The organism is Nocardioides sp. JCM 18998, assembly GCF_055391535.1.
Genome location: NZ_AP043886.1, coordinates 2,935,321 through 2,959,293 on the forward strand (window position 1 = coordinate 2,935,321; position 23,973 = coordinate 2,959,293).

Below are 23,973 nucleotides of genomic sequence, written 5' to 3' on the forward strand. Positions count from 1 at the left end.
CCATGACCCGCATCAACACCGTCCTCGGCCCGATCGCACCCGAGGAGCTCGGCTTCACCGCCATCCACGAGCACATCGGCTACGGCATGCCGGGCTCCGAGCTCGACACCACCTGGTGGAAGACCCCCGAGGTCCGCTACGAGGAGACCGTCCCGAAGCTGCGCGCCTTCCACGACCACATCCGCGCCTACGGCGGCGGCGCGGGCGGTTACGTCGACGCGACCGGCATCTGCAACGGCCGCGACATCGACTACTACAAGTCACTCTCCGCCAAGACCGGCCTGCACATCATCGCCTGCACCGGCTTCGTCGGCGGCGATACTGCCCTCCCGTTCTTCGAGCGCGCGTCGGTCGACTACCTGTACCGCCAGTTCAAGCACGAGATCACCGTCGGCATCGGCGGGGACACCACCGCCCGGGCCGGCATCATCAAGGTCGGCGTGAGTCGCGGCTTCCGGATGAAGGAGCTCGACCTCCGCATCTACCGCGCCGCCGCGCGTGCTGCCGTCGAGACCGGCGTGCCGATCTTCACCCACCTCGCGGTCGACGCCGAGCCGGCCATCGCCGTCTTCGAGGAGGAGGGCCTGCCGCTCGACCGGGTGCTCTTCGGCCACGCCGACGACGGCGTCAGCCAGGGCAAGGTCAAGCAGGACCTGCTCACCGGGCTCGGCGGCCGGATCGGCTTCGACACCTTCGGCTACGACCTCGAGCTGCCCGACCCGCCGTTCTGGGGGCGCCACCGACAGGACCGCCTCGACCACCTGCTCGGCTTCCTCGCCGACGGCCACATCAAGCAGGTCCTCGCCGGAGCCGACGCCAACTGCTCGCCGCTCGGGTGGCCCGGCGTGAAGGGCCACACCGTCAACTACATCTTCGAGACCCTCCTGCCCGACCTGCGCGACGCGGGCGTCAGCGAGGACGACATCCACACCATCTTCGTCACGAACCCGACCGAGTTCCTGACGCTCACCCCCGGCACGAACTGAAGGAACCACCGATGGACATCCGCAACCTGAACATCGCCATCGTCGGGGCCGGCTACGCCGGCGCCGCCGCGGCCAAGGCCCTGAGCAACCTCGGCGCCAGCGTCACCGTCTACGAGCAGGCGAGCGAGATCCGCGAGGTCGGCGCCGGCATCGGCCTGCGCCCCTCGTCGGTGGACCAGTTCAACAAGCGCGGCAGCGGCGAGGCGATCAAGGCCGTCTCGTCCCCGTCGGACGCCTTCGAGATCCTCACCGGCGAGTGCCACCGGATCGCGATCCAGGAGTGGCCCGAGAAGGAGGCGTACGACGAGACCACCCGCTTCATCCACCGCGGCGACTTCATCGAGGCCCTGGTCAGCGTCCTGCCCGAGGGCATGGTCAAGCTCGGGCACAAGCTCGAGAAGATCATCGACGGCGGCGCCGAGGGCGGCGTCTCCCTCCACTTCGCCAACGGCGCGACCGTCACGGCCGACCTGGTGATCGGCGCCGACGGCATCAAGTCGGTGGTGCGCGAGCAGCTCTTCAGCGACCAGCAGCCGGTCTTCGCCGGCGAGCACGCCTACCGCGCCGTCATCGACGCGGCCGGCACGTACGACATGGTCGCCGACGGCAACCTGCGGATGTACATCGGCCGCGGCACCAAGGTCTACCTGCTGCCGCTGCTGCACCGCGGCCAGGTCTCCTTCGACATCACCGCGCTCAACCCCGACGCGACCTGGGCGCCGACGGTGACCAAGGAGGACATCCTCAAGACCGTCGAGGGCTTCGACGAGCGCATCGTGGAGATGACCCGCAACCTCGACATGGACACGGTCAACATCCGCGCCGTCTACGACATCGACCCGGTCGACGTGTGGCACTCGGACTCCGTCGTCCTCATCGGCGATGCCGCCCACGCGATGTGCCACCACCAGGGTCAGGGCGCCAACTCGGCGATCCTCGACTCCGGCGCCCTGACCGACGCGCTCCTCGCCGCGGACTCGATCCCGGACGCGCTCGCCGCCTTCCAGGCCGCCCGCAAGCCCGTCACCGACGAGCTCCAGCGGATCTCGCGCAACGGCTGGACCGACGACGAGGTCAACGACGTCTTCCCGGGCCAGAAGCCTGGCCAGATCGGCGCCACCACCCCGCACCCCGTGGAGGCCTGAGCACGATGCCGACCCCTGGCAAGCTGCACCCCGAGATCGCGAAGGTGCTCGCGACGCTGCCCGCGCCGCCGGATGAGCTGGACCCGGTGGCGATGCGCGCCTTCGACGCCGCCCACCTGCCGCCCGTCACCACCGAGGTCGCCTCGGTCGAGGATGCCGAGATCGCCGGCGTACCGGTCCGGGTCTACACCCCGGTGGTCTCGACGGGCTCGACCTCCGGGGTGGTCTCGACGGGCTCGACCTCCGGGGTGGCCTCGACCTCCGGGAGCCCGACCTCCGCGACCGACACGCTCGTCTACTTCCACGGCGGCGCCTTCTTCCTGGGCAGCCTCGACACCCACGACCACATCGCCCGGGCACTGGCCGCCGAGACCGGCCGCCGCGTCGTCTCGGTCGGCTACCGGCTCGCACCCGAGCACGCCTTCCCGGCCGGGCTCGACGACTGCTACGCCGTGGTGAGGGAGGTCGCGCAGGACTCGCCGGTCGCGATCGCGGGTGACTCCTCCGGCGGCACGTACGTCGCCGCGGTCGCCGCGATGGCGCACGACGACGGCCACCACGTCATCTCGCAGCAGGTCCTCTTCTATCCCTCGCTCGACCTCGACTTCGGCGTCGAGCGCTACCCGTCGCTGCGCGAGAACGCCGTCGGGTACGGGCTGGAGACCGCCGGCCTCAAGCCGTTCAACGCCTTCTACATCGACTCCGGCGCCGACCCGGCCGACCCGCGGGTCAGCCCGATCAAGCGCGAGGACCTCACCGGGCTGCCGCCCGCGCTGATCATCACCGGCGAGTTCGACCCGCTCCGCGACGAGGCCGAGCGCTACGGCGAGCGGCTCCGGGAGGCCGGTGTCGAGGCCCGGGTCTCGCGCTACGAGGGCGCGGGCCACGGGTTCGTGCAGCACTTCTTCTGGATCCCCGACTACTACCGCGCGTTCGCGGAGACCGCGGAGTTCCTGAACGGGCGGAGCCCGGCATGACGGACATCCTCCCGATCGCGGCACCCTGGGGTCGCTTCGCGCTCTTCTCCTACCTCATCGACGCGCCCGAGCTGGCCCTCGTGGACACCGGCGTCACCGCGTCGGCGGCCAGCGTTCCGGCCGAGCTGGAGCGGCTCGGCCGCTCGATCGCCGACGTGCGGTGGATCCTGCTCACCCACGGCCACATCGACCACGTCGGCGGCGCGTACGCCCTCTGGGAGGCGACCGGTCGCCGGGCGAGGGTCGTCATCTCCGAGGTCGACGCCCCCTTCCTGCGCTCCCGCGAGGCCCACGTCGAGGAGGCGCTCGCGCTGCGCGGCGCGTACGTCGACGCGGCGGCGCTCCGGGCCACGAAGAGCGGTGAGGTCCTCGAGGCCATCTCCGGCGAGATGGAGCCGCACCTGACGGTGAACGACGGGGACGTCCTCGACCTCGGCGGGGTCCGCGTGCGGGTCGTCGCCATCCCCGGGCACACCGCCGGCGCGGTGGCCTACGTCGTCGAGGACGACGACGGTGCCGCCGAGCACGTCTTCGTCGGCGACGCCGCCCAGTGCTACGGCGCGGCCAGCGGGTTCCCCGGCTACGAGGACCCGGACGCCTACCGTGCCTCGCTGGAGCGGGTCGTCGCGCTCGAGCCGCGGCATCTCTACCTCGGCCACCCGTACCGGCGCGCCGACCAGACACCGTTCCCGGTCGCGCTCGACGCCGCCGGCGCGGCCGAGGCGCTGAGCGGCAGCCTGGCACGCGAGGGGGAGATCCGCGCCGCCGTGGCGCGGATCCCGCGCGAGGCCAGCGAGTCGGCGTACTCGCCGTTCGAGGCCCTCGCCGCCGAGCTCGGCTACACCGGCGACCCGACGCTCGAGCCCTCACCCTTCTTCACCACGCTCAACGGCTACATCAAGGAGCAGCTCTGATGCGCGAGACCACGACCACGACCCTCGACGCCGGCGGGCGCACGATCCTGGCGCTGAAGGACCTCGTCGTCCCGATGCGCGACGGCGTCAGCCTCGCCGCCGACGCGTACGGCGAGGACCTCGAGACCCCGCGTCCGGCGCTGGTCGCGCTGTCGCCGTACGGCAAGGAGCTGCAGGCGCTCGCCCTGACCATGCCGCCCCAGAAGCGCCCGAGCCCCATGTGGGACGGCTGCATCGAGGCCGGCGACATCGCCCGCGTCGTCGACAACGGCTACGTCCACGTCATCGGCGACCTGCGCGGCTCCGGTTACTCGGAGGGCGAGCACATCGGCAACTACAACGCCGGGGGAGTCTCGCTCGGGCAGGACGCCTACGACTTCATCGAGTGGGTCGCCGCCCAGCCCTGGTGCGACGGGAACGTCGGCATGATCGGCATCTCCTACTTCGGCTCGATGCAGGTGCTCGCGGCCGCGGAGCGGCCGCCGTCGCTCAAGGCGATCTTCGTCTCCGGCGGCCACTACGACTTCTACGAGACCACCTACCACGGCGGCGTGATGTGGCTGATGCCGCGCGCCGCGCGCGAGGGCCGTGGCGGCGACTCCGGCTGGGCGTTCACCGACGGGGTGAAGTCGCGGATGCTGGAGACGTACACGCCCGCCGAGATCGAGGCCAAGGTCGCCGAGCGGCTCCGGGACCCCGACGTCCAGGCCTGGCCGAACCTCTTCCACACGCTGCACTACCCGAAGAACCACGAGGCCTGGTTCGACATCGTGATGAACGACGTCGACGGTGAGTGGTACGAGGAGCGCAACCCGGTCAACCTTGCCGCGAACATCGACATCCCGGTCTGGCTGCAGATCGACCAGGGCCGCGGCTGGACGATCGACGGCACGATCGAGTGCTTCGACCGGATCCCCGCCGCGCACAAGAAGCTCACCATCGGCCCCTACCCGCCGATGCAGTCGCGCCCCTTCATCGAGGAGCACGACAAGATGTTCCGCTGGTACGACAAGTGGATCAAGGGCATCGACAACGGCGTCGACGAGGAGCCGGCGGTCTCGGTCTTCGTCGAGGGCACGCGGACGTACGCCGAGGGCGATGCGTTCCCTCCGAAGCCGGTCGAGCATCGCGAGCTCTACCTGCGCCCGCGGCGCAAGCTCTCCTTCGAGCCCGAGACCATGGGCACCGAGCACGCAGCCCCCGACGGCTTCTTCCAGGCCCCGCTGACCGTCACCGACAAGGTCGAGATCCTCTCCTGGTCGACCGACGTGTTCGAGCAGCCGGCCACCCTGATGGGAACCGGCGCGTTCCACCTCTTCGCGAGCATCGACCAGGACGACACCAACTGGATCATGCGGCTGTGGGACGTCGCACCGTCGGGCGGGCGGCAGCTGCTCACCACCGCGTACCTCAAGGCGTCCATGCGCGAGCTGGACGAACGCGCGTCGACCCCGGGCAGCCCGGTCCACCCGCTCACCCGCAAGGTGCCGGTCGCCCCCGGGCAGGTCGAGGAGTACGTGCTGCGCGTCTACCCGATGGCCGCCACGATCCTCCCCGGCCACCGGGTGGCCGTCGAGCTGAGCTGCAACGAGCCGATGGCCGACGACCACAACTCGCTGCTGCCGCCGGACGCGTTCCACGTGCCGGTGGGCCGGCCGGTGGCCCACACGATCTACCGCGACGCCCAGCACCCGTCGCGGCTCGTGCTGCCGTTCACCACGGGCGAGTAGCGCCGGCGGCGGACTCGCGCCCGGGCTCAGCCCGGTGGGCCGTCGTCGTCGGGCTCCGGATCGGGGAAGACCCGATGGGAGACGGCGATGACGGCCGGCACGGCCGGACTCGGGTCGCCGCGCCGCCAGACCAGCCGGGTCTCGACCGTGGACTGGACGGCCTGGAGCGGGCGGAACACCACGCCCGGCGTGATCAGGTTCTCCCGCACGCCGGAGAAGGTGAGGGCGATCCCGACGCCGACCTCGACCAGCATCATCTGGGTCGGGGAGTCCGGCGCGATCTGTACGACGCGCGGCACGAACCCGCCCTTGACCCCCAGTACGTTGAGCCGGTTGGGCAGGGTGGCGCCGCTCGCCCCGGGCAGCATGATCCACGGCTCGTCGGCCAGGTCGACCGGCCTGATCCGACCGGCGTCGGCCAGCCGGTGATCCTCGGGCAGCGCGACCAGGATCTCCTCCTGACCGACCACCCGCGAGGCGACCTCGGCGGGCAGGAAGTCCCACCGGCCCACCACCATGTCCAGCGAGCCGTCCAGCACGCGCTCGAGCCCGACGTGGGAGAACTGAGAGCTGACCAGCTCGAGCGTGATGCCGGGGCAGTCGGCCCGCACGCGGCGGGCGAGATCGCTGACCTGGCGATGCACCGACGGCCCGGCGAAGCCCAGCCGGATCCGGCCGATCTCGCCGGCCTGCGACTGCTTCACGATCTCCTTGAGCCGCTGGGAGAGCATCACCAGATCGCGGGCGGGCTCGACCAGCGCCGCACCCTGCGGGGTGAGCGCGACCTGGCGGGTGTTGCGCTCGAAGAGGGCCGCGCCCAGTTCGGCCTCGATCTGCCGGATCAGCCGGCTCAGGGGCGGCTGCGCCATGTGCAGTCGCTCGGCGGCCCGCCCGAAGTGGAGCTCGTCGGCGACGGCGAGGAACGCCTGGGCCTGGTGCACGTCCATGAGCGTCAGGCTAGGGCGCGCTGCGAGACGGCGGCGCTACCGCCAGCCACTCCAGGACCGCGGCCCGATCGGCGTCGAGCAGTGGGGGAGCGATCGGGTAGTCGATCCGGCTGCGGCTGAAGGCGATCGGATTGCGGACGGTGGGGATCGAACGCTCCTGCGGACCGGCCGCCACGATCGGCTCGAGGGCCAGCTGCTCGGCGAACCGGGTGCCCTCCGCGACGCTCAGGATCGGCGCTGCGGGCACGTTGGCGGCCTTCAGGAGCGTGAACCAGTCGGCGGCGTCGCGCTCGGCGAGCCGCTCGACGAGGAGCTCGTTCAGCGCCTCGCGATGCTCGTTGCGGGCCGCGTTGGTGGCGAAGCGCGGATCCACGGCGAGATCGGGGACCCCCAGCACCCGGCACAGCGAGGCGAACTGGGTGTCGTTCCCGACGGCGATGATCATGCTCTTGTCGCGCGCGGGGAACGGTGCGTACGGATGCAGGCTGGGATGGTCGTTGCCCATCCGGCGGGGCACCACGCCGCCGGCCGCGTACGCGCCGGTCTGGTTGACCAGGCCCGACAGGGCCGACATCAGCAGGTTCAGCTCGATGTGCTGGCCGCGACCCGAGCGCTCGCGCTCGTGCAGCGCGGCCAGGATGCCGGTCGCGGCGTGCAGGCCGGTCATCACGTCGAACAGCGCGACCCCGACGCGCAGCGGCTCGCCGTCGCCGTAGCCGGTCAGGTCCATCATCCCCGACAGCGCCTGGGCGAGGAGGTCGTAGCCGGGCAGGTCGGCGCCGGGGCCGGTGCCGAAGCCGGTGATCGAGGCGTAGACCAGGTCGGGTCGCTGCGTGCCGAGCGTCTCGTAGTCGAGCCCGAACCGGGTCAGCCCGCCCGGCTTGAAGTTCTCGACCAGTACGTCGGCCCGCTCGATGATGCTCTGGGCGACGGCGAGATCGTCGGGGTCCGTGAGGTCGAGCGCGATCGAGTGCTTGTTCCGGTTGATCGAGAGGTAGTAGGTGCTCTCCTCACCCCGTCGTGGCGGGGCCCAGCCGCGGGTGTCGTCACCGCTGGGGCTCTCGACCTTGACCACCAGCGCGCCCATGTCGGCCAGGAGCATGGTGCAGTACGGGCCGGCGAGCACGCGGCTCAGGTCGGCCACGACGATCCCGGCCAGCGGCCCCGTGCCGTCGCGTTCGAGAAGGGAGCGCACCTGCTCCTCGATGGTCGTCATGGCACGACTGTGACCGACGACATCCATCTCTGTGAAGTACCTATTTCGCCCTCCGGTGATACCGAGCGTGCATAAATCGCCGTGTCCCCTTGTGGGAGCGCTCCGTGTCGGGGAGCGTCAGCGTCGACGGCGCCCGCGCCGCGCACACCGTTGAAGCAGCAGCCCGTTCGAGGAGAACGCATGACCAGCCACGCCGACCCGATGAAGCTCCCGGCCCTCGACCCGACCGACCCGGCGAGCCTGGACAGCCTCCTCACCGACGACGAGAAGGCCGTCCGCTCCGCGGTGCGGACCTTCCTCGACAAGGAGGCCGAGCCCTACATCGCGGAATGGTTCGAGAACGGCGGGATCCCCGGCATCCGAGAGCTGACCAAGGGCTTCGGCGAGCTCGGCGTGCTCGGCATGCACCTGGACGGCTACGGCTGCGCGGGCATGAGCGCGACCGAGTACGGCCTGGCGTGCCTCGAGATCGAGGCGACCGACTCCGGCCTGCGTTCGCTGGTCTCGGTGCAGGGCTCGCTCGCGATGTTCTCGATCTGGCGCTGGGGCTCGGAGGAGCAGAAGCAGGAGTGGCTGCCGCGGATGGCCGCCGGCGACGCGATCGGCTGCTTCGGGCTGACCGAGCCCGACCACGGCTCCGACCCCGGCTCGATGACCACCCGCGCCCGCCAGGACGCCGGCGGCGACTGGATCCTCAACGGCCGCAAGATGTGGATCTCCAACGCCCCGTACGCCGACGTTGCCGTGGTGTGGGCCCAGACCGAGGAGGGGGTGCGGGGCTTCGTGGTGCCCACCGACACGCCCGGCTTCTCGGCGCCCGAGATCAAGCACAAGTTGTCGCTGCGCGCCTCCGCGACCGGCGAGCTGGTGCTGGACGACGTACGGCTCCCGGCCGATGCCGTCCTCCCCGAGGTGCGCGGCCTGAAGGGTCCGCTCTCGGCGCTCAACGAGGCTCGCTACGGCATCACCTGGGGCGCGCTGGGCGCGGCCCGCTCCAGCCTGGAGACGGCCCGCCGCTACGCGATCGAGCGCCACCAGTTCGGCCGCCCGATCGCCGGCTTCCAGCTGACCCAGCAGAAGCTGGCCGACATGAGCCTGGAGTACATCAAGGGCTACCTGCTCGCCGTCCACCTCGGCCGGCGCAAGGACGCCGGGGTGCTGCGCCCCGAGCAGGTCTCGATCGGCAAGCTCAACAACGTCCGCGAGTCGATCGAGATCTGCCGCACCGCCCGCACGATCCTGGGTGGCAACGGCATCTCGCTGGAGTACCCGGTGATCCGGCACATGAACAACCTCGAGTCGGTGCTCACCTACGAGGGCACCGTCGAGATGCACACCCTGGTGCTGGGCCAGGTGCTGACCGGCGAGTCGGCGTTCCGCTGAGCGGCGCCGAGCAGGCCGTACGGGCCCCGATTTCCCCAACCGTGGCCTGTCGGCTAACGTTCTTTCTCGCCGGGAGTGATCCCGGTGATTCCTTCGGGGGTGTGGCGCAGCTGGTAGCGCACCTGCATGGCATGCAGGGGGTCAGGGGTTCGAGTCCCCTCACCTCCACCGGAGAGATGGCCAGGCCGTTGTTCTGAGTCCTTCACGAGGACGGAGCGACGGCCTGGTCGCATTTCTGGGGGTGCGACAGACTGTCCGCAGGCTCGCGACAGGAAGCAGCCCGCCATGAAGCTCCTGCTCACCTCCGGAGGCGTCACCAACGCCTCGATCTCCGCCGCCCTCGTGGACCTGCTCGGCAAGCCGATCGCCGAGAGCACGGCCCTGTGCATCCCCACGGCGGCCTATGCCTTCGCGGACGGGCCGGACCTGGCGTGGAGACTGATCACGGGCGCCGCCGCCAGCCCACTGTGCGGACTGGGTTGGGAGTCCCTCGGGGTGCTCGAGCTGACCGCCCTGCCCGCTGTGCGGACCGAGAACTGGGTTTCCCGGGTCCGGGCCGCGGACGCCCTGCTCGTCGGCGGAGGCGACCCGACGTTCCTGTGCCGGTGGATGCGCCGGTCCGGGCTGGCCGGGCTGCTGCCGACCCTCGACAGCGTGTACGTAGGAGTGAGCGGCGGGAGCGTCGCGGTGACCGCGTACGGGGACGACTACGACGGCCGCGACGAGCCGATCGGGGTCGAGCCCGCGCTCGGACTCGTCGACTTCGGGCTCTACCCCCACCTCGACCATCCCCGGGTCCCGGAGGCGGCCCTCGAAGAGGTCGAGCGCTGGGCCGCACCCCTCCCGGTGCCGACGTACGCGCTCGACGACCAGACGGCCATCGCGGTGGTCGACGGAGAGGTCGCGGTGGTGTCCGAAGGACACTGGCGGCTGATCGACGCCTGACGTCGGGGCCAGCGGGTACCTGCGCGCTCATGAGTGAGACTGTCGCCGACCACCTGCTGGAGCGCCTGCGAGCCTGGGGGACCGAGCATGTCTACGCCTATCCGGGCGACGGCATCAACGGCATCCTCGGCGCGTTCTCGCGTGCGGGGGACAAGCCCCGGTTCATCCAGACCCGCCACGAGGAGATGGCCGCGTTCGCGGCGGTCGGTGACGCCAAGCTGACCGGCCGCCCGGCCGTCTGCCTGGCCACCTCGGGCCCGGGGGCGATCCACCTGCTCAACGGCCTCTACGACGCCAAGCTCGACCACGTCCCGGTGGTGGCGATCGTCGGTCAGACCAACCGGTCGGCGATGGGCGGCAGCTACCAGCAGGAGGTCGACCTGCTGAGCCTGTTCAAGGACGTGGCCAGCGACTACGTCCAGGTGGTCACCGTCCCCGAGCAGCTGCCGAACGTGATCGACCGGGCCTTCCGGATCGCGATGAGCAGGCGTGCGCCGACGGCGGTGATCGTGCCGAACGACGTCCAGGAGCTCGACTACACGCCGCCGCCCCACGCCTTCAAGATGGTGCCCTCCAGCCTGGGCATCAGCTGGCCGGAGGTCGTCCCCGATGACAGCTCGCTCCGCGCGGCCGCCGACCTGCTCAACGCGGGTGAGAGGGTGGCCATCCTCGTCGGCCAGGGTGCCCGGGGCGCCGCCGCCGAGGTCGAGCAGGTGGCCGACCTGCTCGGCGCCGGCGTGGCCAAGGCCCTGCTCGGCAAGGACGTGCTCTCCGACGAGCTGCCGTTCGTGACCGGCTCGATCGGCCTGCTCGGCACCCGGCCGAGCTACGAGATGATGCGCGACTGCGACACGCTGCTCACGATCGGCTCGAACTTCCCCTACAGCCAGTTCCTGCCCGAGCCGGGCCAGGCCCGCGGGGTCCAGATCGACCTCGACGGAGCGATGCTGGGCCTGCGGCACCCGAACGAGCTCAACCTGGTCGGCGACGCCCGCTCGAGCCTCGCCGGACTCATCCCGCTGCTGGAGCGCAAGACCGACCGCGGCTGGCGCGAGACGATCGAGAGCAACGTCGAGCGCTGGTGGGAGGTGATGGACGCCGAGGCGCACGTGGACGCGACCGAGGCCGGCCAGGTCAACCCGATGCGGCTGTTCCACGAGTTCTCGCAGGCCGCGCCCGACGACGCCGTCGTCTTCGCCGACAGCGGCTCGGCGGCCAACTGGTACGCCCGTCAGGTCCGGATGCGCGGCCGGATGCGCGGCTCGCTCTCCGGCACGCTGGCCTCGATGGGGCCGGCGGTGCCGTACGCGATCGGGGCGAAGTTCGCCCATCCCGAGCGGCCCGCGATCGCCTTCGAGGGCGACGGAGCGATGCAGATGAACGGCCTGGCCGAGCTGCTCACCATCGCGCGCTACTGGCGCGAGTGGTCCGACCCGCGGCTGGTGGTCGCGGTGCTGCACAACAACGACCTCAACCAGGTCACGTGGGAGCTGCGGGCGATGGGCGGCACCCCCGACTTCGTCGCCTCCCAGGCGCTGCCGGAGGTCTCCTACGCCGACTTCGCCGCCGCGATCGGGCTCGGCGCGCGGACCGTCACCGACCCCGAGGAGCTGGCGGGAGCGTGGCGCGAGGCGCTGAGCGCCGATCGCCCGTACGTCCTGGACGTGCGCTGCGACCCCAACGTCCCACCGATCCCGCCGCACGCCGACCTGGAGCAGATGCAGAACGTCGCGGCCGCGCTGATCAAGGGCGACACCTCGCGCTGGGGCGTGATCAAGGAGGGGATCAGGACCAAGGCGCAGGAGCTGCTGCCGCACCACGAGTGACGAGCCGTGGACCGGCGGCGGCGGGGCGGCGGACGAACGCCATCAGGGTGCCGCCGCTCGCCGCTGCCCAGCCCGCCAGCAGGGCGAGCATCGCGAAGCCGGCGGCGACCTTGAACAGGTCGAGGCCGGTGGCGACCGCGAGCCCGGCCGTGCCGGTGACGACGGTGCCGATCGGGAAGGTGAACGACCACCAGGTCGGCGCGAAGGGGAGCCCGGCGCGGATCTGGCGCAGGGTCAGCCCGGTCGCCAGCGCGCTCCACAGCAGCGTGAAGCCCCAGACCGGCAGGCCGTAGCAGAGCGTCAGCATCTCGAGCGCGTGACCGTAGCCGGGCACGATCGTCGGGGCGAGCGCGCCGAGGCGCTGCGCCGCCGTGGTCGACTGGCCGAGGAAGCCGAGCACGATCCAGACCGTCGGGATGGCGGCCGGCGCGAGCGCGCCGTGCCGGATGAGCCGGTGCCACAGCTGGTTGAGCACGAGCAGGGCCGGGATGACGCTGAGCCCGAAGAACGCGTAGCAGGCCAGCAGCATCGTCTCCCGGGGCTGACCTGCGGGCAGGTGTGGGACCAGCAGCGCTCCGGTGGTCGCCGAGACCAGGGGCGGCACGATCGGCATCAGCCAGCTCCCGTTCGCGCTGTCGTCGCCGACGTCGTGCACGGTGATCGCCCGGAACGGGATCATCACCGCCGTCCACAGCCCGATCAGGGTGCCGGTCGTCCAGAGCACGGCGTCGAGGCCGAGCGCGAGATGGACGCCGATCAGCGGGCGACCGGCGGTGAGGGCACCCGCCCCGACGACGAGCAGCGCCATCGCCGGAGCCCCGCAGAAGTGCGCCATCACCGGGTCGTGGTGGTGACGTACCCGCCGGTCCCCGGCCCAGTGACGCACGGTGATCGCGCTCAGCACGACCAGCAGGGCCGCCGCGAGGAGCCAGAAGGCGAGCGCGAGCCCCGCTCGGCCGGGCACGGCGAACGGCAGGCTGCTGGTCGCCAGGGAGACCACGCCCGTGCCCATCACGGCGGCGTACCAGTTCGGACCGTAGGGGATGGGAAGCCTCATGGCCCCAGCCTGCGGCCCGTGCGCGACGGCCAGTAGGGGGCACGTGACTGTGGCATCACAGGGATATCCTGTGCCGGTGCTCCCGGATCTCGCCTCGCTGCGGCTGCTGACGGATGTGGCCCGGCTGGGCAGCATCGGCGCCGCCGGGCGTGCGGCCGGCATCTCCCAGCAGTCGGCCTCCGAGCGGCTGCGCGCGATGGAGACCCAGACCGGGCTGGTCCTCGTCCGCCGCGCCCAGCGCGGCTCCGAGCTGACCCCGGACGGCAAGCTGCTGGTGGAGTGGAGCACCGACCTGCTCGCCCGCGCCGAGGAGATCGAGATGTCGCTGGAGACCCTGCGGCGAGGTCGCACCGAGGAGGTGCGGGTGCACGCCTCGATGACGACGGCGGAGTACCTGCTGCCGCGGTGGCTGATGCGGCTGCGTCAGACCCGCAAGATCGTGGTCAGCCTGCGGGCGGTCAACTCCGAGGAGGTGGTCGCGGCCGTACGGCGCGGCGACGCCGACCTCGGCTTCGTCGAGGGCCCGGTCGACACCGACGGCCTCTCGACCTCGGTGGTCGGCGTCGACGAGCTCGTGCTGGTGGCCGCTCCGGAGGACCGCTGGGCCCGGCGCCGTACGCCGCTCACGCCCGCCGAGGTCGCCGGCCGGGCGCTGACCCGACGCGAGCCCGGGTCCGGCACCCGGGCCGTCGTCGACCGCTCGATGGCGGCGGCCGGCGAGCAGATGATCGATCCGGACGTCGAGCTGGCCACCAACGCGGCCATCCTCGGTGCCGTCCGGCTCGGCGGCCCGCCGGGCTTCGTCTCGCGCCGGGCCGCGACGAGCGACCTGGCGATGGGCACCCTCAAGGAGGTCCCGATCGCCGGCCTCGACCTGACCCGGCGGTTCCGGGCCGCGTGGGTGGGCGGTCCGAGGCCGCCGGCCGGCCCGGTGCGCGACCTGCTCGCGATCGCCCGGTCCGAGCGTTCTCAGTCCGAGCGTTCTCAGTCCGACCGGTAGTGAGCCGGCCGCGAGGGCTCAGTCGCCGTGCGGGTCGAGCCGGTTGAGCGTGGCGACCGTCTCGGCGTAGTCGCCGCGAGCCTCGGCGTAGCGCAGGAACTTCACCCGCTCGACCTGGATCTCGCTGACCTCGGGCCGGGTCTCGACGATCTCGAGGACCTCGCTGACGAACTCCTCGAGCGGCATCGCGAAGGGGCTCTCCTTCTGGCCGGGCATGAGGTCGGTGGCCACGGCCGGCGGCTCGAGCTCGAGGACCCGTACGCCGGTGCCGGCGAGCTGCAGGCGCAGCGTCTCGGTGAGCATGTGGACGCCGGCCTTGCTGGCGTTGTAGCTCGGCGTGACCTTGAGCGGTGTGAACGCCAGGCCCGAGGAGACGGTCACCAGCGCGGCGTCGGGCTGCTTGCGGAGGTGCTCGACGAACGCCGCGATCAGCCGGACGGTGCCGAGCAGGTTGGTGGTGATGATCTCCTCGGCGTCGGCGAGGAAGCCGGCCGTGGTCCAGTCCTCGACCCTCATGACGCCGGCCATGGTGACCAGCACGTTGAGGTCGGGGTGGGCGGCCAGCACCTCGGCGGCCGCGGTGTTGATGCTGGCCGGGTCGGCGGCGTCGATCGTGACGGTGCCGAGCCCCGGGTGGTCGGCGGCGAGCTGCTGCAGCAGGGCCGTGCGGCGCCCGCCGACGATCACCGTGTTGCCCCGCGCTCGCAGCTCGAGTGCGAGGGCCAGTCCGATGCCGCTGGTCGCGCCGGGGATGAAGATGGTGTTGCCGCTGATGCGGTTGCCGTGGGTGCTCTCGATGATGCGCATGGCTCCACTCCACCGCCTCGCGACGAACGGCGGCAGAGAGCGGATGTCGGGGGATCGGCGATCCCTGGTTGAGCCTCGCGGAGCCGCCGATACTGGTCGCATGGACCGTGCCGCCCTCGCCGACTTCCTCATCCGTCGCCGCGAGGAGCTCCAGCCGGGCGACGTCGGCCTCCCGGTGGGCCAGCGGCGTCGTACGCCCGGCCTGCGGCGCGAGGAGGTCGCCGTCCTGGCGACGATGTCGACCGACTACTACACCCGGCTCGAGCAGCAGCGCGGACCGCAGCCGAGCGTGCAGATGCTGGCCGCCCTGGCCCGGGCCCTGCGACTCTCGACCGACGAGCGCGACTACCTCTACCGGGTCGCGGGCCACAGCGCGCCCGACCGGATGGCGCCCAGCGGATACGTCGCCCCGGCGCTGATGCGGGTGCTGGACCGGCTCACCGACACCCCCGCGCTGGTGCTCTCGGCGCTGGGCGAGGTGCTGGTCCAGAACGACCTGTCCCGTGCCCTGCACGGCGACCGCACCCACTACACCGGGCTGGAGCGCAGCGAGATCTACCGCTGGTTCGTCGCGCCCCGGACCGAGCGGGCGATCTATCCGCTCGACGACCAGGACCGGCAGAGCCGTGCCCAGGTCGCCTCGCTGCGCGTGGCGTACGGCGCGATGGGCGCCGCCTCGCCGGCCGGTGAGCTGGTGCGCGAGCTGCAGCGGGTGAGCCCGGAGTTCGCCGTCCTGTGGGACCGGCAGGAGGTCGCCCGGCGCTTCGAGGACCACAAGGTGCTCCTGCATCCCGAGGTCGGCGCCATCGAGCTGGACTGCCAGGTGCTCTTCACCGAGGACCAGTCGCAGGCGCTGCTGGTGCTCACGGCCGCGCCGCGCACCGAGGCGGAGGAGAAGCTCGCCCTGCTCCGGGTGGTCGGCACCCAGCAGTTCGCCCCGACGACCTGACGGCGTCTCAGGCCGAAACGGCCAGACGCGGTTGCCGTCCGGCGGTGATCAGCAGCGACGCCGCGGCGATCAGGGCCAGCAGGACGGCGCCGAACCCGGCCACCGCGGCGTGCACGGTGACCAGCTGCAGCGCGACGCCGAGGAGCACGACCGGCACGCCCAGGCCGACGTAGGCGAGGAGGAACAGCGCCGCGAGGGTCTCGCCGCGCGAGGCCGCGGGGGCGAGCCGGATGACGGCGCCGACGGAGGCCTTGAAGGCCAGCCCGGCACCCGAGCCGACCACGACGCCACCCGCGATGAGGGTGCCGAGCGTCCCGGTGAGGATCGCGGCCACGGTCAGGACCAGGCCGACAGCCAGGGTGACCAGGCCGACGGCGTACAGCTCGCCGGTGCGCCACCGTGCGGCGATGATCTGGGCGACGGTCGCCGCAGCGAACGGGGTGAAGGCGACCAGGCCGGCCAGGGCGTGCGAGGTGTGGTGCAGGGTGCCTGCGACGAACGACGGGGCGAGCGAGCTGAAGAAGCCGAAGCTGGCGAAGGCGGCGAACGCCGCGACCGACGCCGCCGAGAACGCCGCCCGAGCCTCCGCCGGGACCGAGATCCGCTGCGGGCGATAGCGCCACGGCTCGGTCGGCAGCTCGACGGTCTCGGGGACGATCGCGACCAGGAGCACGCCGACGGTCAGGACGACGACGAAGACGAGGTACGGCGTGACGAGCGGCCGCGGTGCGTACTGCGCGAGCAGGCCCGACACGAGGGGGCCCAGCGCCAGCCCGCCGAGGTTGGCCGAGGTGGCGACGATGCCGGCCAGCGCCGGCGTCGCGGTCGGATGGGAACGCCCGCGCAGCTCGGTGAGCTGGGCGGTCGCGGTGGCGGTCAGCATGCCGACGCCGATCCCGCTCAGGAGGCGGGCCAGCAGCAGCCAGCCGAGCTCGTGGGAGGTGATGAAGACCAGGCCGGATAGCACGTTGAGCATCACGGCCGGGACGACCAGGCGCCGGCGGCCGTACCGGTCGGAGAGGTGGCCGGCGAGGTAGAGGCTCACGGCGGTGCCGAGGGCGTAGGCCGCGAAGATCAGCGTCACCGTGAAGGAGCCGAACCCGTCGGTGGCGGCGTAGAGGCCGTACAGGGGCGAGGGGGCCGCGGCGAAGGAGACCGTCGCGGCGAAGAGGAACGCGACCAGCCAGAAGCCGCGTGCGTGGTGTCGGCGTGCCGCCGGCGACAGCGTGGATGTCATGCCTCGATCGTGGCGCGATCGAGCCATCATCTCCAACGAAACTTTGCGATGATGTCAATCACCGATAGAGATAGTGTAGGAGCATGCAGCCGTACCAGCTGGAGTACTTCCTGTCGGTCGCCGAGACGGGCAGCTTCACCCGCGGCGCCGAGCGCGCCGGCGTGGTGCAGTCGGCGGTCTCGACGGCGATCAAGCAGCTGGAGCGCGAGCTCGGCGTCGTCCTGATCGAGCGCGGCTACCACCGGCTGGCGCTGACGCCGGAGGGCGAGGCGCTGCTGCCGCGGGCACGGGAGGTGCTGGTCTCCTTCGCCTCCGCCAAGGACGCCGTCGCGGGTGCTCGCGGAGCCGTCGTCGGGACGGTGACGCTCGGCACGCTCGTCTACTCGGGCGGGCTGGATCTCGTCGACGTGCTGCAGCGTTGCCGGGAGCGGTATCCGCAGGTGGCGATCCACCTGCGCCAGACGATCTCCGGCTCGGCCAGCAGCGTCGAGGAGGTGCGCAGCGGGGCGCTCGATCTCGCGCTGGTGGCCACCAACGGCGCGGTGCCGGGCATCACCTTCCACGAGATCACCGCCGAGTCGCTCGCGTTCGTCTGCGACCGGACCCACCGGCTGGCCGGGCGGCGACGGGTCTCGGTCGCCGACCTGGGGGAGGAGTCGTTCGTCGACTATCCGACGGGCTGGGGCAACCGCGCGACCGTCGACCTCGCCTTCGCCGCCGCCGGCGTGCGCCGGACCGTCGCTACCGAGGTCACGGACTTCGTGCTGGCCCGCTCGCTCGTCCGGCGCGGGCTCGGGGTCACGATCGTGCCCGAGCACAGCGTCCGGGCCGACACCGATCTGATCGTCATCCCGCTCGTCGAGGAGCTCGTCTGGCGCTGTCGCCTCGCGGTCTCCTCGGAGCGGCCGCTCTCGCGCGCGGGCGAGCGGGTCGCGGCGATGCTGCTCGGCCGTTGACCCACCGGCGGACACGTGTCCGGACCTCCGTCGTCGGGTACCGACGGCACATGGCCCGCCGCTCGAGGCGCCGTACGGGTGCTGTTGTCGCGATCGCCACTGCGCTGACCGCTGCGTTGTCGGGGTGCGGCGACTCGCCGGCCGCCTCGACCGCCTCGTCCGGATCGGCCGGTTCGAGCACCACGGTGAGCGTCCCGGACCGCACGCCCACTCCGCGAGCCTCCCATCCGGCGGAGCCGGGCGTACGGGTGCTGCGGACGGTGGCGACGGGGATCGACGTGCCGTGGGGCCTGGCCGAGCTGCCCGACGGGACGGTGCTGATCGGGTCGCGCGACACCGGCCGGGTCTACGGCCTCGATGTCGGCACCGGCCGGCGGCGCGTGGTCGGCGGCGTCGCCGCGTCGGTCTCCAACGTCGGCGCCGGCGGGGAGGCGGGGCTGCTCGGGCTGGCCGTCTCGCCGCGCTTCGCGCACGACCACCGGATCTACGTCTACTTCTCCACCCGCAGCGACAACCGGATCGCCTGGATGCCGCTGCGCGCCGGGCATCTGGGCCGGCCGCACGTCATCGTCAGCGGCATCCCGCTCGGCATCCACCACAACGGCGGTCGGCTCGCGTTCGGGCCCGACGGGCTGCTCTACGCCGGCACCGGCGAGAGCGGGGTCCCGGCGCTCGCCCAGAGGCGGTCCTCGCTCGGCGGGAAGATCCTGCGGATGACCCGCGCCGGGAGGCCGGCGCCCGGCAACCCGTTCGGCACGCTCGTCTACACCTACGGCCACCGCAACGTGCAGGGACTCGCCTTCGACCCCGCCGGGCGGCTGTGGGCCTCGGAGTTCGGCGACCACACCGCCGACGAGCTCAACCTGATCCGCGCCGGGCGGAACTACGGCTGGCCGATCGTGGAGGGCAAGGGCTCCGACCCCGCGTACACGAACCCGGTGCGGACCTGGGGGACCAACTCCGACAGCCCCAGCGCCATCGCGTACGTCCACGGGGCGATCTGGATGGCGGCGCTGCACGGGGAGCGGCTGTGGCGCATCCCGATCCACGGCACGCGCGCCGGCACGTCGCGGGCGTTCCTCACCGGTCGGTACGGACGGCTGCGCAGCGTGCTCGCCCTCGGGCCGCACCGGCTGCTGCTGACCACGAGCAACCGCGACGGTCGCGTCACCCCGCGCCCCGGCGACGACAGGATTCTGATGCTCAGGGTGCGCTGAGGACCTAGCCTGGCGGCATGGTGAGCGCATGGAGCGTGTCTGCACAAGGCGATCCGGACGATGCGGGCGAGCCGTCCGGTCCGGTGCAGGTCAGGCCCTGGTACCACGCGCCCGACAACGAGGTGCCGGCCGTGCTGGCCGTGGAGAAGGTCCTCGGAGCGACCGAGGACGTGGTCGTCTTCCTCGCCGGGATCCGCGTGTATAGCAACGGACTCGAGTTCGAGCTCGAGGCGCGGCTGCGCCCCGGCGCACGGATCGGCGACCTGCACGGCATCCATGAGGTGCTGAGCGGCTTCCGGTCGCCGGCGGCCCCGAGCGGGAGCAGGTGCTGCTGGGGATCGAGTATGCCGACGGCCGACGCGGATCGAACGTCCACGGCGTGTCGAACGGCGGCGTCATCCTGGGGTCGAGCCGCAGCGGCGGTGGCCCGCGGGAGGCCCAGTCGACGTACTTCTGTGCACCCCTGCCACCGCCGGGCGACGTGCGCATCTACTGCGCGCTCCCGGCAGCGGGCATCGGTGAGACGGTCACGGTCATCGATGCCGCGGTGATCCTGGAGGCGTCGAGCCGGGCGCGCGAGCTGTGGCCCTGGGAGCCCGTACGGAAACAGTCCCTGCGGCCAGCACTGCCCGTCGTGCCCGAGGACGGATGGTTCGCCTCCCTGGGCGAGCCAGAGGACGGCTGACTAGCCTGAGGCCCATGTCTGCCCCCACCCTCGGTGACGTCGTCGACCTGCTGCACGGCTGGTACCCGCCGGAGACGGCGGCCGGGTGGGACGCGGTGGGGCTGGTCGCCGGTGACCCGGCCGCGCCGTGCGCGAAGGTGCTCTTCGCGGTCGACCCCACCCTGGAGGTCGCCCAGGAGGCCGCGGCGTGGGGCGCCGACCTCCTGGTCACCCACCACCCGCTCTTCCTCAAGCCGGTGCACGGCTTCGCGCCCACGACGCCGAAGGGCCGCATCGTCTGGACCCTGCTGCAGGGCGGCTGCGGGCTGCTCGCCGCCCACACCAACGCCGACCAGGCCGAGACCGGGGTCAGCGAGGCGATGGCGCTCGCGCTCGGCCTGCAGGACCTCCGACCGCTCGAGGCAGCCGGTGCGCTGCTGCTCGACAAGCTCACCACCTACGTCCCGACGCCGGACGCCGCCCGCGTCCGTGAGGCGCTCGCCGAGGCGGGTGCCGGTCGGATCGGCGACTACGACCGGGCCAGCTTCTCCACGCCGGGCGAGGGCCGGTTCCGCCCGCTCGACGGCGCCGATCCGCACATCGGGGTGGTGGGGGAGACCGCCACCGTGGAGGAGGTCAGGATCGAGGTGGTGCTGCCGCGCACCCTGCGTCGCGCCGTGGTCGACGCGCTGCTCACGGCGCACCCCTACGAGGAGCCTGCGTACGACGTCGTCGAGCTCGCCTCGACCGCTGCCGCGACGACGGGCTTCGGCCGCGTCGGCGTCCTGCGCGAGCCGATGACGCTGGCCGGCTTCACCCAGCACGTCGCCGACCGCCTGCCGGCGACGACAGCCGGCATCCGCGCCGGCGGTGACGCCGACCGGATGATCCGCACCGTCGCGCTCTGCGGAGGTGCGGGCGACTCGCTGCTCTCCTCGGTCCGATCCTCGGGCGCCGACGTCTACGTCACCAGCGACCTTCGTCACCACGTCAGCGGCGAGTTCCTGGAGCAGGACGGCGCCGCCCTCGTCGACGTGCCGCACTGGGCCGCCGAGTGGACCTGGCTGCCGGTCGTCGCCAAGCGGCTCCGGGAGGCCCTGGACGATAGGGTGGAGGCGCGCGTCTCCGAGATCGTCACCGATCCCTGGACTCTGCGTATCTGATCAACATCTCAAGAGGAGCCATCTGGTGAAGGCCGACCCGTTCGCACAGCTCAAGCTGCTGGACATCGCCGAGATCGACGCGCGGATCCTGCAGCTGCGCCACCAGCTGAAGAACCTCCCGGAGACCAAGCAGATCGCCGAGCTGCAGGTCGAGCGCAAGAAGGTCGACGACGTCGCGATCGACCTCCGGATCAAGCGTGACGACCTCACCCTGGCCCAGACCAAGGCCGAGAAGGACGTCGAGGCCGTCCGCACCCGCCGGGTCAAGGAGCAGCAGCGGATCGACGCCGGCCAGGTCACCAACCCCAAGGACCTCGAGCGTCTCCAGGCCGAGCTGGCCAACATCGACCGGCGCATCGGCGTCCTCGAGGACGAGGAGCTCGAGGTGATGGAGCAGCTCGAAGAGGCGACCAAGGCCGCCGCCGGCTTCGACCTCAAGATCGACGAGTTCGACGCACGGATCGTCGAGCTGACCAACGCCCGCAGCGAGCGCGGTGCCGAGGTGGAGCGCCAGCTGGCCGCCGTCATCGCCGAGCGCGAGCCGGCGATCGAGGGCATACCCACCGACCTGATCACGCTCTACGACCGGCTGCGCGAGCAGCACGGCATCGGCGCCGGCGAGCTGCGCGCCCGCCAGTGCGGCGGCTGCCGCCTCACCGTCGAGCCGGCCGAGCTCTCCCGCATCCGGACCGCGCAGAGCGACGAGGTCATCCGGCACGAGGAGTGCGGCGTGATCATGGTCCGTACGGCCGAGTCTGGACTGTGACCGATCGGGTCCTGATCGAGGCGGACGGCGGCTCGCGGGGCAACCCGGGGCCGGCGGCGTACGGCTCCGTCGTCAAGGACGCCGCGACCGGTGAGGTGCTCGCCGAGGACGGCACGCCGATCGGGATCGCGACCAACAACGTCGCCGAGTACTCCGGTCTCGTCGCCGGTCTGCGGCTCGCCGCGGAGGTCGCTCCGGGCGCGGCGATCGAGGTGCGGATGGACTCCAAGCTGGTCGTCGAGCAGATGAGTGGCCGCTGGCAGGTCAAGCACCCGGCGATGAAGCCGCTCTTCGCCCAGGCGCGCTCGCTCGCGCCGGAGGGCACCACCTACCGATGGGTGCCGCGCGAGCAGAACAAGCACGCCGACCGGCTCGCCAACGAGGCCCTCGACGGGCTGCGCCACGGCGTCACCATCGCCGGGCGCGCCGAGGAGGAGTCGAGCTTGATCGCCTCCGTCGAGACGGTGAGGTCCGAGGTCCCCGCCCGCGGCTGGGCCGCACCCGGCGCGGCCACCACCCTGATCCTGCTGCGCCACGGCGTCACCCCGCACACCAAGGAGAAGCGCTTCTCCGGCGGCCTCGCCTCGGCCAACCCCCCGCTCTCCGACGAGGGTCGCGCCCAGGTCCGTGCCGCCGCGGAGTGGCTCGCGCCGATCAAGGACCGGATCGCGGGCATCGTCGCCTCGCCCGTACGTCGCACCCGCGAGTCCGCCGAGATCGCCGCCGGCGTGCTCGGCAAGGAGGTCGCCGAGGAGCACGGCTTCGCCGAGATGGAGTTCGGCGAGTGGGACGGGCTCACCTTCGCCGAGGTCGGCGAGCGCTTCCCCGGCGAGCTCGAGCGCTGGCTGGGCTCGCTCGATGAGGCGCCCCGCGGCGGGGAGTCGTTCCGTACGGTCGAGAAGCGCGTCCACGACGGCCTCGACCGGCTGATCGAGCGATTCCACGGCGAGACCGTGCTGGTCGTCAGCCACGTCACGCCGATCAAGACGCTGGTCGCCCGCGCGCTCGAGTCCGACCTGGACGCCGTCTACCGGATGGAGCTCGCCCCCGCCTCGATCAGCGTGATCACCTTCTACGACGACGGCAACGACGGCTCCACCCGCGGATCACTCCGGCTGTTCAACGCACTCCCACCCTCACGAGACCCGATCCTCACCGTCTCCACCTGGTGATGGAACGCCGCGCCGGACACGGCGAGTGCCGCCGCAGGGGCGCTGCGTAAGCAACGCGCCGGACGAAGTCCGCTGCGCGGGGCGACGCCTGCCCCAAGGCGTGTGCTCGACGGGGCCTGCGGGGCGGGCCGCCGCCGTTCAGAGCTCGGTGACGACCACGTCGAGCTGGGTGCCCTTCTTCGTCGGGTCACCCACCTCGACGTACCAGCCGAGATCGCGCAGCGCATCGGCCAGCTTGGCCGGGGTCCGGGGAGCCGCGCCGGCCTCCAGCAGCGCGCGGACGATGCGGCCCTTGGTGGCCTTGTTGAAGTGGCTGACGACCTTGCGGACGCCACCCACCTCGTGCAGCACCCGCACGGTGGCCGTCCGGGCGGCGACCTGGTCCGGACGCCAGAACGCGGCGTACGTGCCGGATCGCAGGTCGACCAGCAGGCCGTCCCCGAGCGCCTCGACCGCGCCGGCTCCCAGATGCTTGCGCCAGTGCGCCTGGACGCCGCCCAGGCCGGGGAGCGTGGTGTCGCCGGACAGGCGGTAGGCGGGGATCCGGTCGCCCATGCCGACCAGGCCGAAGACCGACGAGGTCACCATCACGCGCGAGGCGGCGCGGCGCTTGGCGGCGGTCGACAGCGTGCCTGCGTCGAGCGCGTCGTAGAGCACGCCGGTGTAGATCGCGTCGGCCCGCGCGGTCGGCGCCGCGAGCAGCGCGGCGTTGAGCGCCACCAGCTCGGGCTGGGTCTTCGGCACGCCGAGGATCTCCATCGCGACCGCCTCGTCGCCCTCGCACAGCGCCACCAGCGCATCGATCACCGACGCCCGGGCGGCGGTCAGGGACGGCAGCGACAGACCCGCGAGGTCGAGCGCGGCGCCGCGCTTCGGCACAGATTTACCCTCGGAGGGCGGGAGCAGGATGAGCACG

22 protein-coding genes and 1 tRNA gene are annotated in these 23,973 nt (G+C 72.0%); 17 read left to right on the top strand and 6 right to left on the bottom strand.

Features of this window, described 5'->3' with window-relative positions; all coding sequences use genetic code 11:
* Positions 1-2: 2 nt before the first annotated feature.
* Genes ACZ5L9_RS13770 through ACZ5L9_RS13790 form a run of 5 tightly spaced genes read left to right on the top strand, consistent with a single transcriptional unit; the run spans position 3 to position 5,752 of the window.
* A complete protein-coding gene (locus ACZ5L9_RS13770; RefSeq protein ID WP_464528670.1) occupies positions 3-986 on the top strand; it encodes a phosphotriesterase family protein in 984 nt (327 codons plus the stop codon).
* Positions 987-997: 11 nt separating this feature from the next.
* Positions 998-2,131 carry an FAD-dependent oxidoreductase gene (locus ACZ5L9_RS13775; protein WP_464528673.1) on the top strand — a complete coding sequence of 378 codons (1,134 nt, stop codon included), beginning with the start codon at positions 998-1,000 and terminating at the stop codon, positions 2,129-2,131.
* A gap of 5 nt (positions 2,132-2,136) precedes the next feature.
* Positions 2,137-3,108: an alpha/beta hydrolase gene (locus tag ACZ5L9_RS13780; protein WP_464528675.1), complete on the top strand. Its 972-nt coding sequence runs from the start codon at positions 2,137-2,139 to the stop codon at positions 3,106-3,108.
* Positions 3,105-4,022, top strand: a complete 918-nt coding sequence (locus tag ACZ5L9_RS13785; protein WP_464528678.1) for an MBL fold metallo-hydrolase — start codon at positions 3,105-3,107, stop codon at positions 4,020-4,022. The genes ACZ5L9_RS13780 and ACZ5L9_RS13785 overlap by 4 nt, the downstream gene beginning before the upstream one ends.
* Positions 4,022-5,752, top strand: coding sequence for a CocE/NonD family hydrolase (locus ACZ5L9_RS13790; RefSeq protein ID WP_464528680.1), 1,731 nt, complete (start codon positions 4,022-4,024; stop codon positions 5,750-5,752). The genes ACZ5L9_RS13785 and ACZ5L9_RS13790 overlap by 1 nt, the downstream gene beginning before the upstream one ends.
* A gap of 26 nt (positions 5,753-5,778) precedes the next feature.
* On the opposite strand, the gene ACZ5L9_RS13795 is transcribed toward ACZ5L9_RS13790, so the two are convergent.
* Together ACZ5L9_RS13795 and ACZ5L9_RS13800 are read right to left on the bottom strand one after the other, a co-directional pair.
* Complete coding sequence (locus ACZ5L9_RS13795) at positions 5,779-6,699, bottom strand: LysR family transcriptional regulator (protein WP_464528682.1); 921 nt, start codon at positions 6,697-6,699, stop codon at positions 5,779-5,781.
* A gap of 10 nt (positions 6,700-6,709) precedes the next feature.
* The gene (locus tag ACZ5L9_RS13800) at positions 6,710-7,915 is read right to left on the bottom strand and encodes a CaiB/BaiF CoA transferase family protein (protein ID WP_464528684.1); all 1,206 of its coding nucleotides are present in this window, start codon (positions 7,913-7,915) and stop codon (positions 6,710-6,712) included.
* Between the two features lie 180 nt (positions 7,916-8,095).
* Here ACZ5L9_RS13800 and ACZ5L9_RS13805 point away from each other — a divergent pair, with 180 nt between their 5' ends.
* From ACZ5L9_RS13805 to ACZ5L9_RS13820, 4 genes are all read left to right on the top strand, one after another.
* Entirely contained in the window at positions 8,096-9,298 is a 1,203-nt protein-coding gene (locus tag ACZ5L9_RS13805; RefSeq protein WP_464528686.1) for an acyl-CoA dehydrogenase family protein, read from the top strand.
* A 95-nt stretch (positions 9,299-9,393) separates the two neighbouring features.
* Positions 9,394-9,466 (top strand) — tRNA-Ala (locus tag ACZ5L9_RS13810).
* A 117-nt stretch (positions 9,467-9,583) separates the two neighbouring features.
* Entirely contained in the window at positions 9,584-10,243 is a 660-nt protein-coding gene (locus ACZ5L9_RS13815; RefSeq protein ID WP_464528690.1) for a Type 1 glutamine amidotransferase-like domain-containing protein, read from the top strand.
* 29 nt (positions 10,244-10,272) lie between these two features.
* The gene (locus ACZ5L9_RS13820) at positions 10,273-12,069 is read left to right on the top strand and encodes a thiamine pyrophosphate-requiring protein (RefSeq protein WP_464528693.1); all 1,797 of its coding nucleotides are present in this window, start codon (positions 10,273-10,275) and stop codon (positions 12,067-12,069) included.
* Here ACZ5L9_RS13820 and ACZ5L9_RS13825 read toward each other — a convergent pair.
* Positions 12,029-13,126, bottom strand: a complete 1,098-nt coding sequence (locus ACZ5L9_RS13825) for a TDT family transporter (protein ID WP_464528695.1) — start codon at positions 13,124-13,126, stop codon at positions 12,029-12,031. The two genes, ACZ5L9_RS13820 and ACZ5L9_RS13825, sit on opposite strands and share 41 nt — an antisense overlap.
* 76 nt (positions 13,127-13,202) lie before the next feature.
* Here ACZ5L9_RS13825 and ACZ5L9_RS13830 point away from each other — a divergent pair, with 76 nt between their 5' ends.
* A complete protein-coding gene (locus tag ACZ5L9_RS13830; protein ID WP_464528697.1) occupies positions 13,203-14,126 on the top strand; it encodes a LysR family transcriptional regulator in 924 nt (307 codons plus the stop codon).
* A gap of 18 nt (positions 14,127-14,144) precedes the next feature.
* On the opposite strand, the gene ACZ5L9_RS13835 is transcribed toward ACZ5L9_RS13830, so the two are convergent.
* Positions 14,145-14,933, bottom strand: coding sequence for an SDR family oxidoreductase (locus ACZ5L9_RS13835; RefSeq protein WP_464528698.1), 789 nt, complete (start codon positions 14,931-14,933; stop codon positions 14,145-14,147).
* Between the two features lie 100 nt (positions 14,934-15,033).
* Here ACZ5L9_RS13835 and ACZ5L9_RS13840 point away from each other — a divergent pair, with 100 nt between their 5' ends.
* Positions 15,034-15,882, top strand: coding sequence for an MmyB family transcriptional regulator (locus ACZ5L9_RS13840; protein ID WP_464528699.1), 849 nt, complete (start codon positions 15,034-15,036; stop codon positions 15,880-15,882).
* Between the two features lie 7 nt (positions 15,883-15,889).
* On the opposite strand, the gene ACZ5L9_RS13845 is transcribed toward ACZ5L9_RS13840, so the two are convergent.
* A complete protein-coding gene (locus ACZ5L9_RS13845) occupies positions 15,890-17,119 on the bottom strand; it encodes an MFS transporter (protein ID WP_464528702.1) in 1,230 nt (409 codons plus the stop codon).
* 83 nt (positions 17,120-17,202) lie between these two features.
* Between ACZ5L9_RS13845 and ACZ5L9_RS13850 the strand changes: the two genes are divergently transcribed.
* The 6 genes from ACZ5L9_RS13850 to ACZ5L9_RS13875 all read left to right on the top strand — a co-directional run bounded on the left by ACZ5L9_RS13850 (position 17,203) and on the right by ACZ5L9_RS13875 (position 23,057).
* Positions 17,203-18,075 carry a LysR family transcriptional regulator gene (locus tag ACZ5L9_RS13850; protein WP_464528704.1) on the top strand — a complete coding sequence of 291 codons (873 nt, stop codon included), beginning with the start codon at positions 17,203-17,205 and terminating at the stop codon, positions 18,073-18,075.
* A gap of 50 nt (positions 18,076-18,125) precedes the next feature.
* A complete protein-coding gene (locus ACZ5L9_RS13855) occupies positions 18,126-19,292 on the top strand; it encodes a PQQ-dependent sugar dehydrogenase (protein WP_464528707.1) in 1,167 nt (388 codons plus the stop codon).
* Positions 19,293-19,617: 325 nt separating this feature from the next.
* Complete coding sequence (locus tag ACZ5L9_RS13860; protein ID WP_464528709.1) at positions 19,618-19,977, top strand: hypothetical protein; 360 nt, start codon at positions 19,618-19,620, stop codon at positions 19,975-19,977.
* A 14-nt stretch (positions 19,978-19,991) separates the two neighbouring features.
* Positions 19,992-21,119 carry a Nif3-like dinuclear metal center hexameric protein gene (locus tag ACZ5L9_RS13865; protein WP_464528712.1) on the top strand — a complete coding sequence of 376 codons (1,128 nt, stop codon included), beginning with the start codon at positions 19,992-19,994 and terminating at the stop codon, positions 21,117-21,119.
* Between the two features lie 25 nt (positions 21,120-21,144).
* On the top strand, positions 21,145-21,885 hold the full coding sequence (locus ACZ5L9_RS13870) for a zinc ribbon domain-containing protein (protein WP_464528714.1): 741 nt from the start codon (positions 21,145-21,147) through the stop codon (positions 21,883-21,885).
* Positions 21,882-23,057 carry a bifunctional RNase H/acid phosphatase gene (locus ACZ5L9_RS13875; protein ID WP_464528718.1) on the top strand — a complete coding sequence of 392 codons (1,176 nt, stop codon included), beginning with the start codon at positions 21,882-21,884 and terminating at the stop codon, positions 23,055-23,057. The genes ACZ5L9_RS13870 and ACZ5L9_RS13875 overlap by 4 nt, the downstream gene beginning before the upstream one ends.
* Before the next feature lie 138 nt (positions 23,058-23,195).
* On the opposite strand, the gene yaaA is transcribed toward ACZ5L9_RS13875, so the two are convergent.
* Entirely contained in the window at positions 23,196-23,972 is a 777-nt protein-coding gene (yaaA, locus tag ACZ5L9_RS13880; protein WP_464528722.1) for a peroxide stress protein YaaA, read from the bottom strand.
* Position 23,973: the final 1 nt, after the last annotated feature.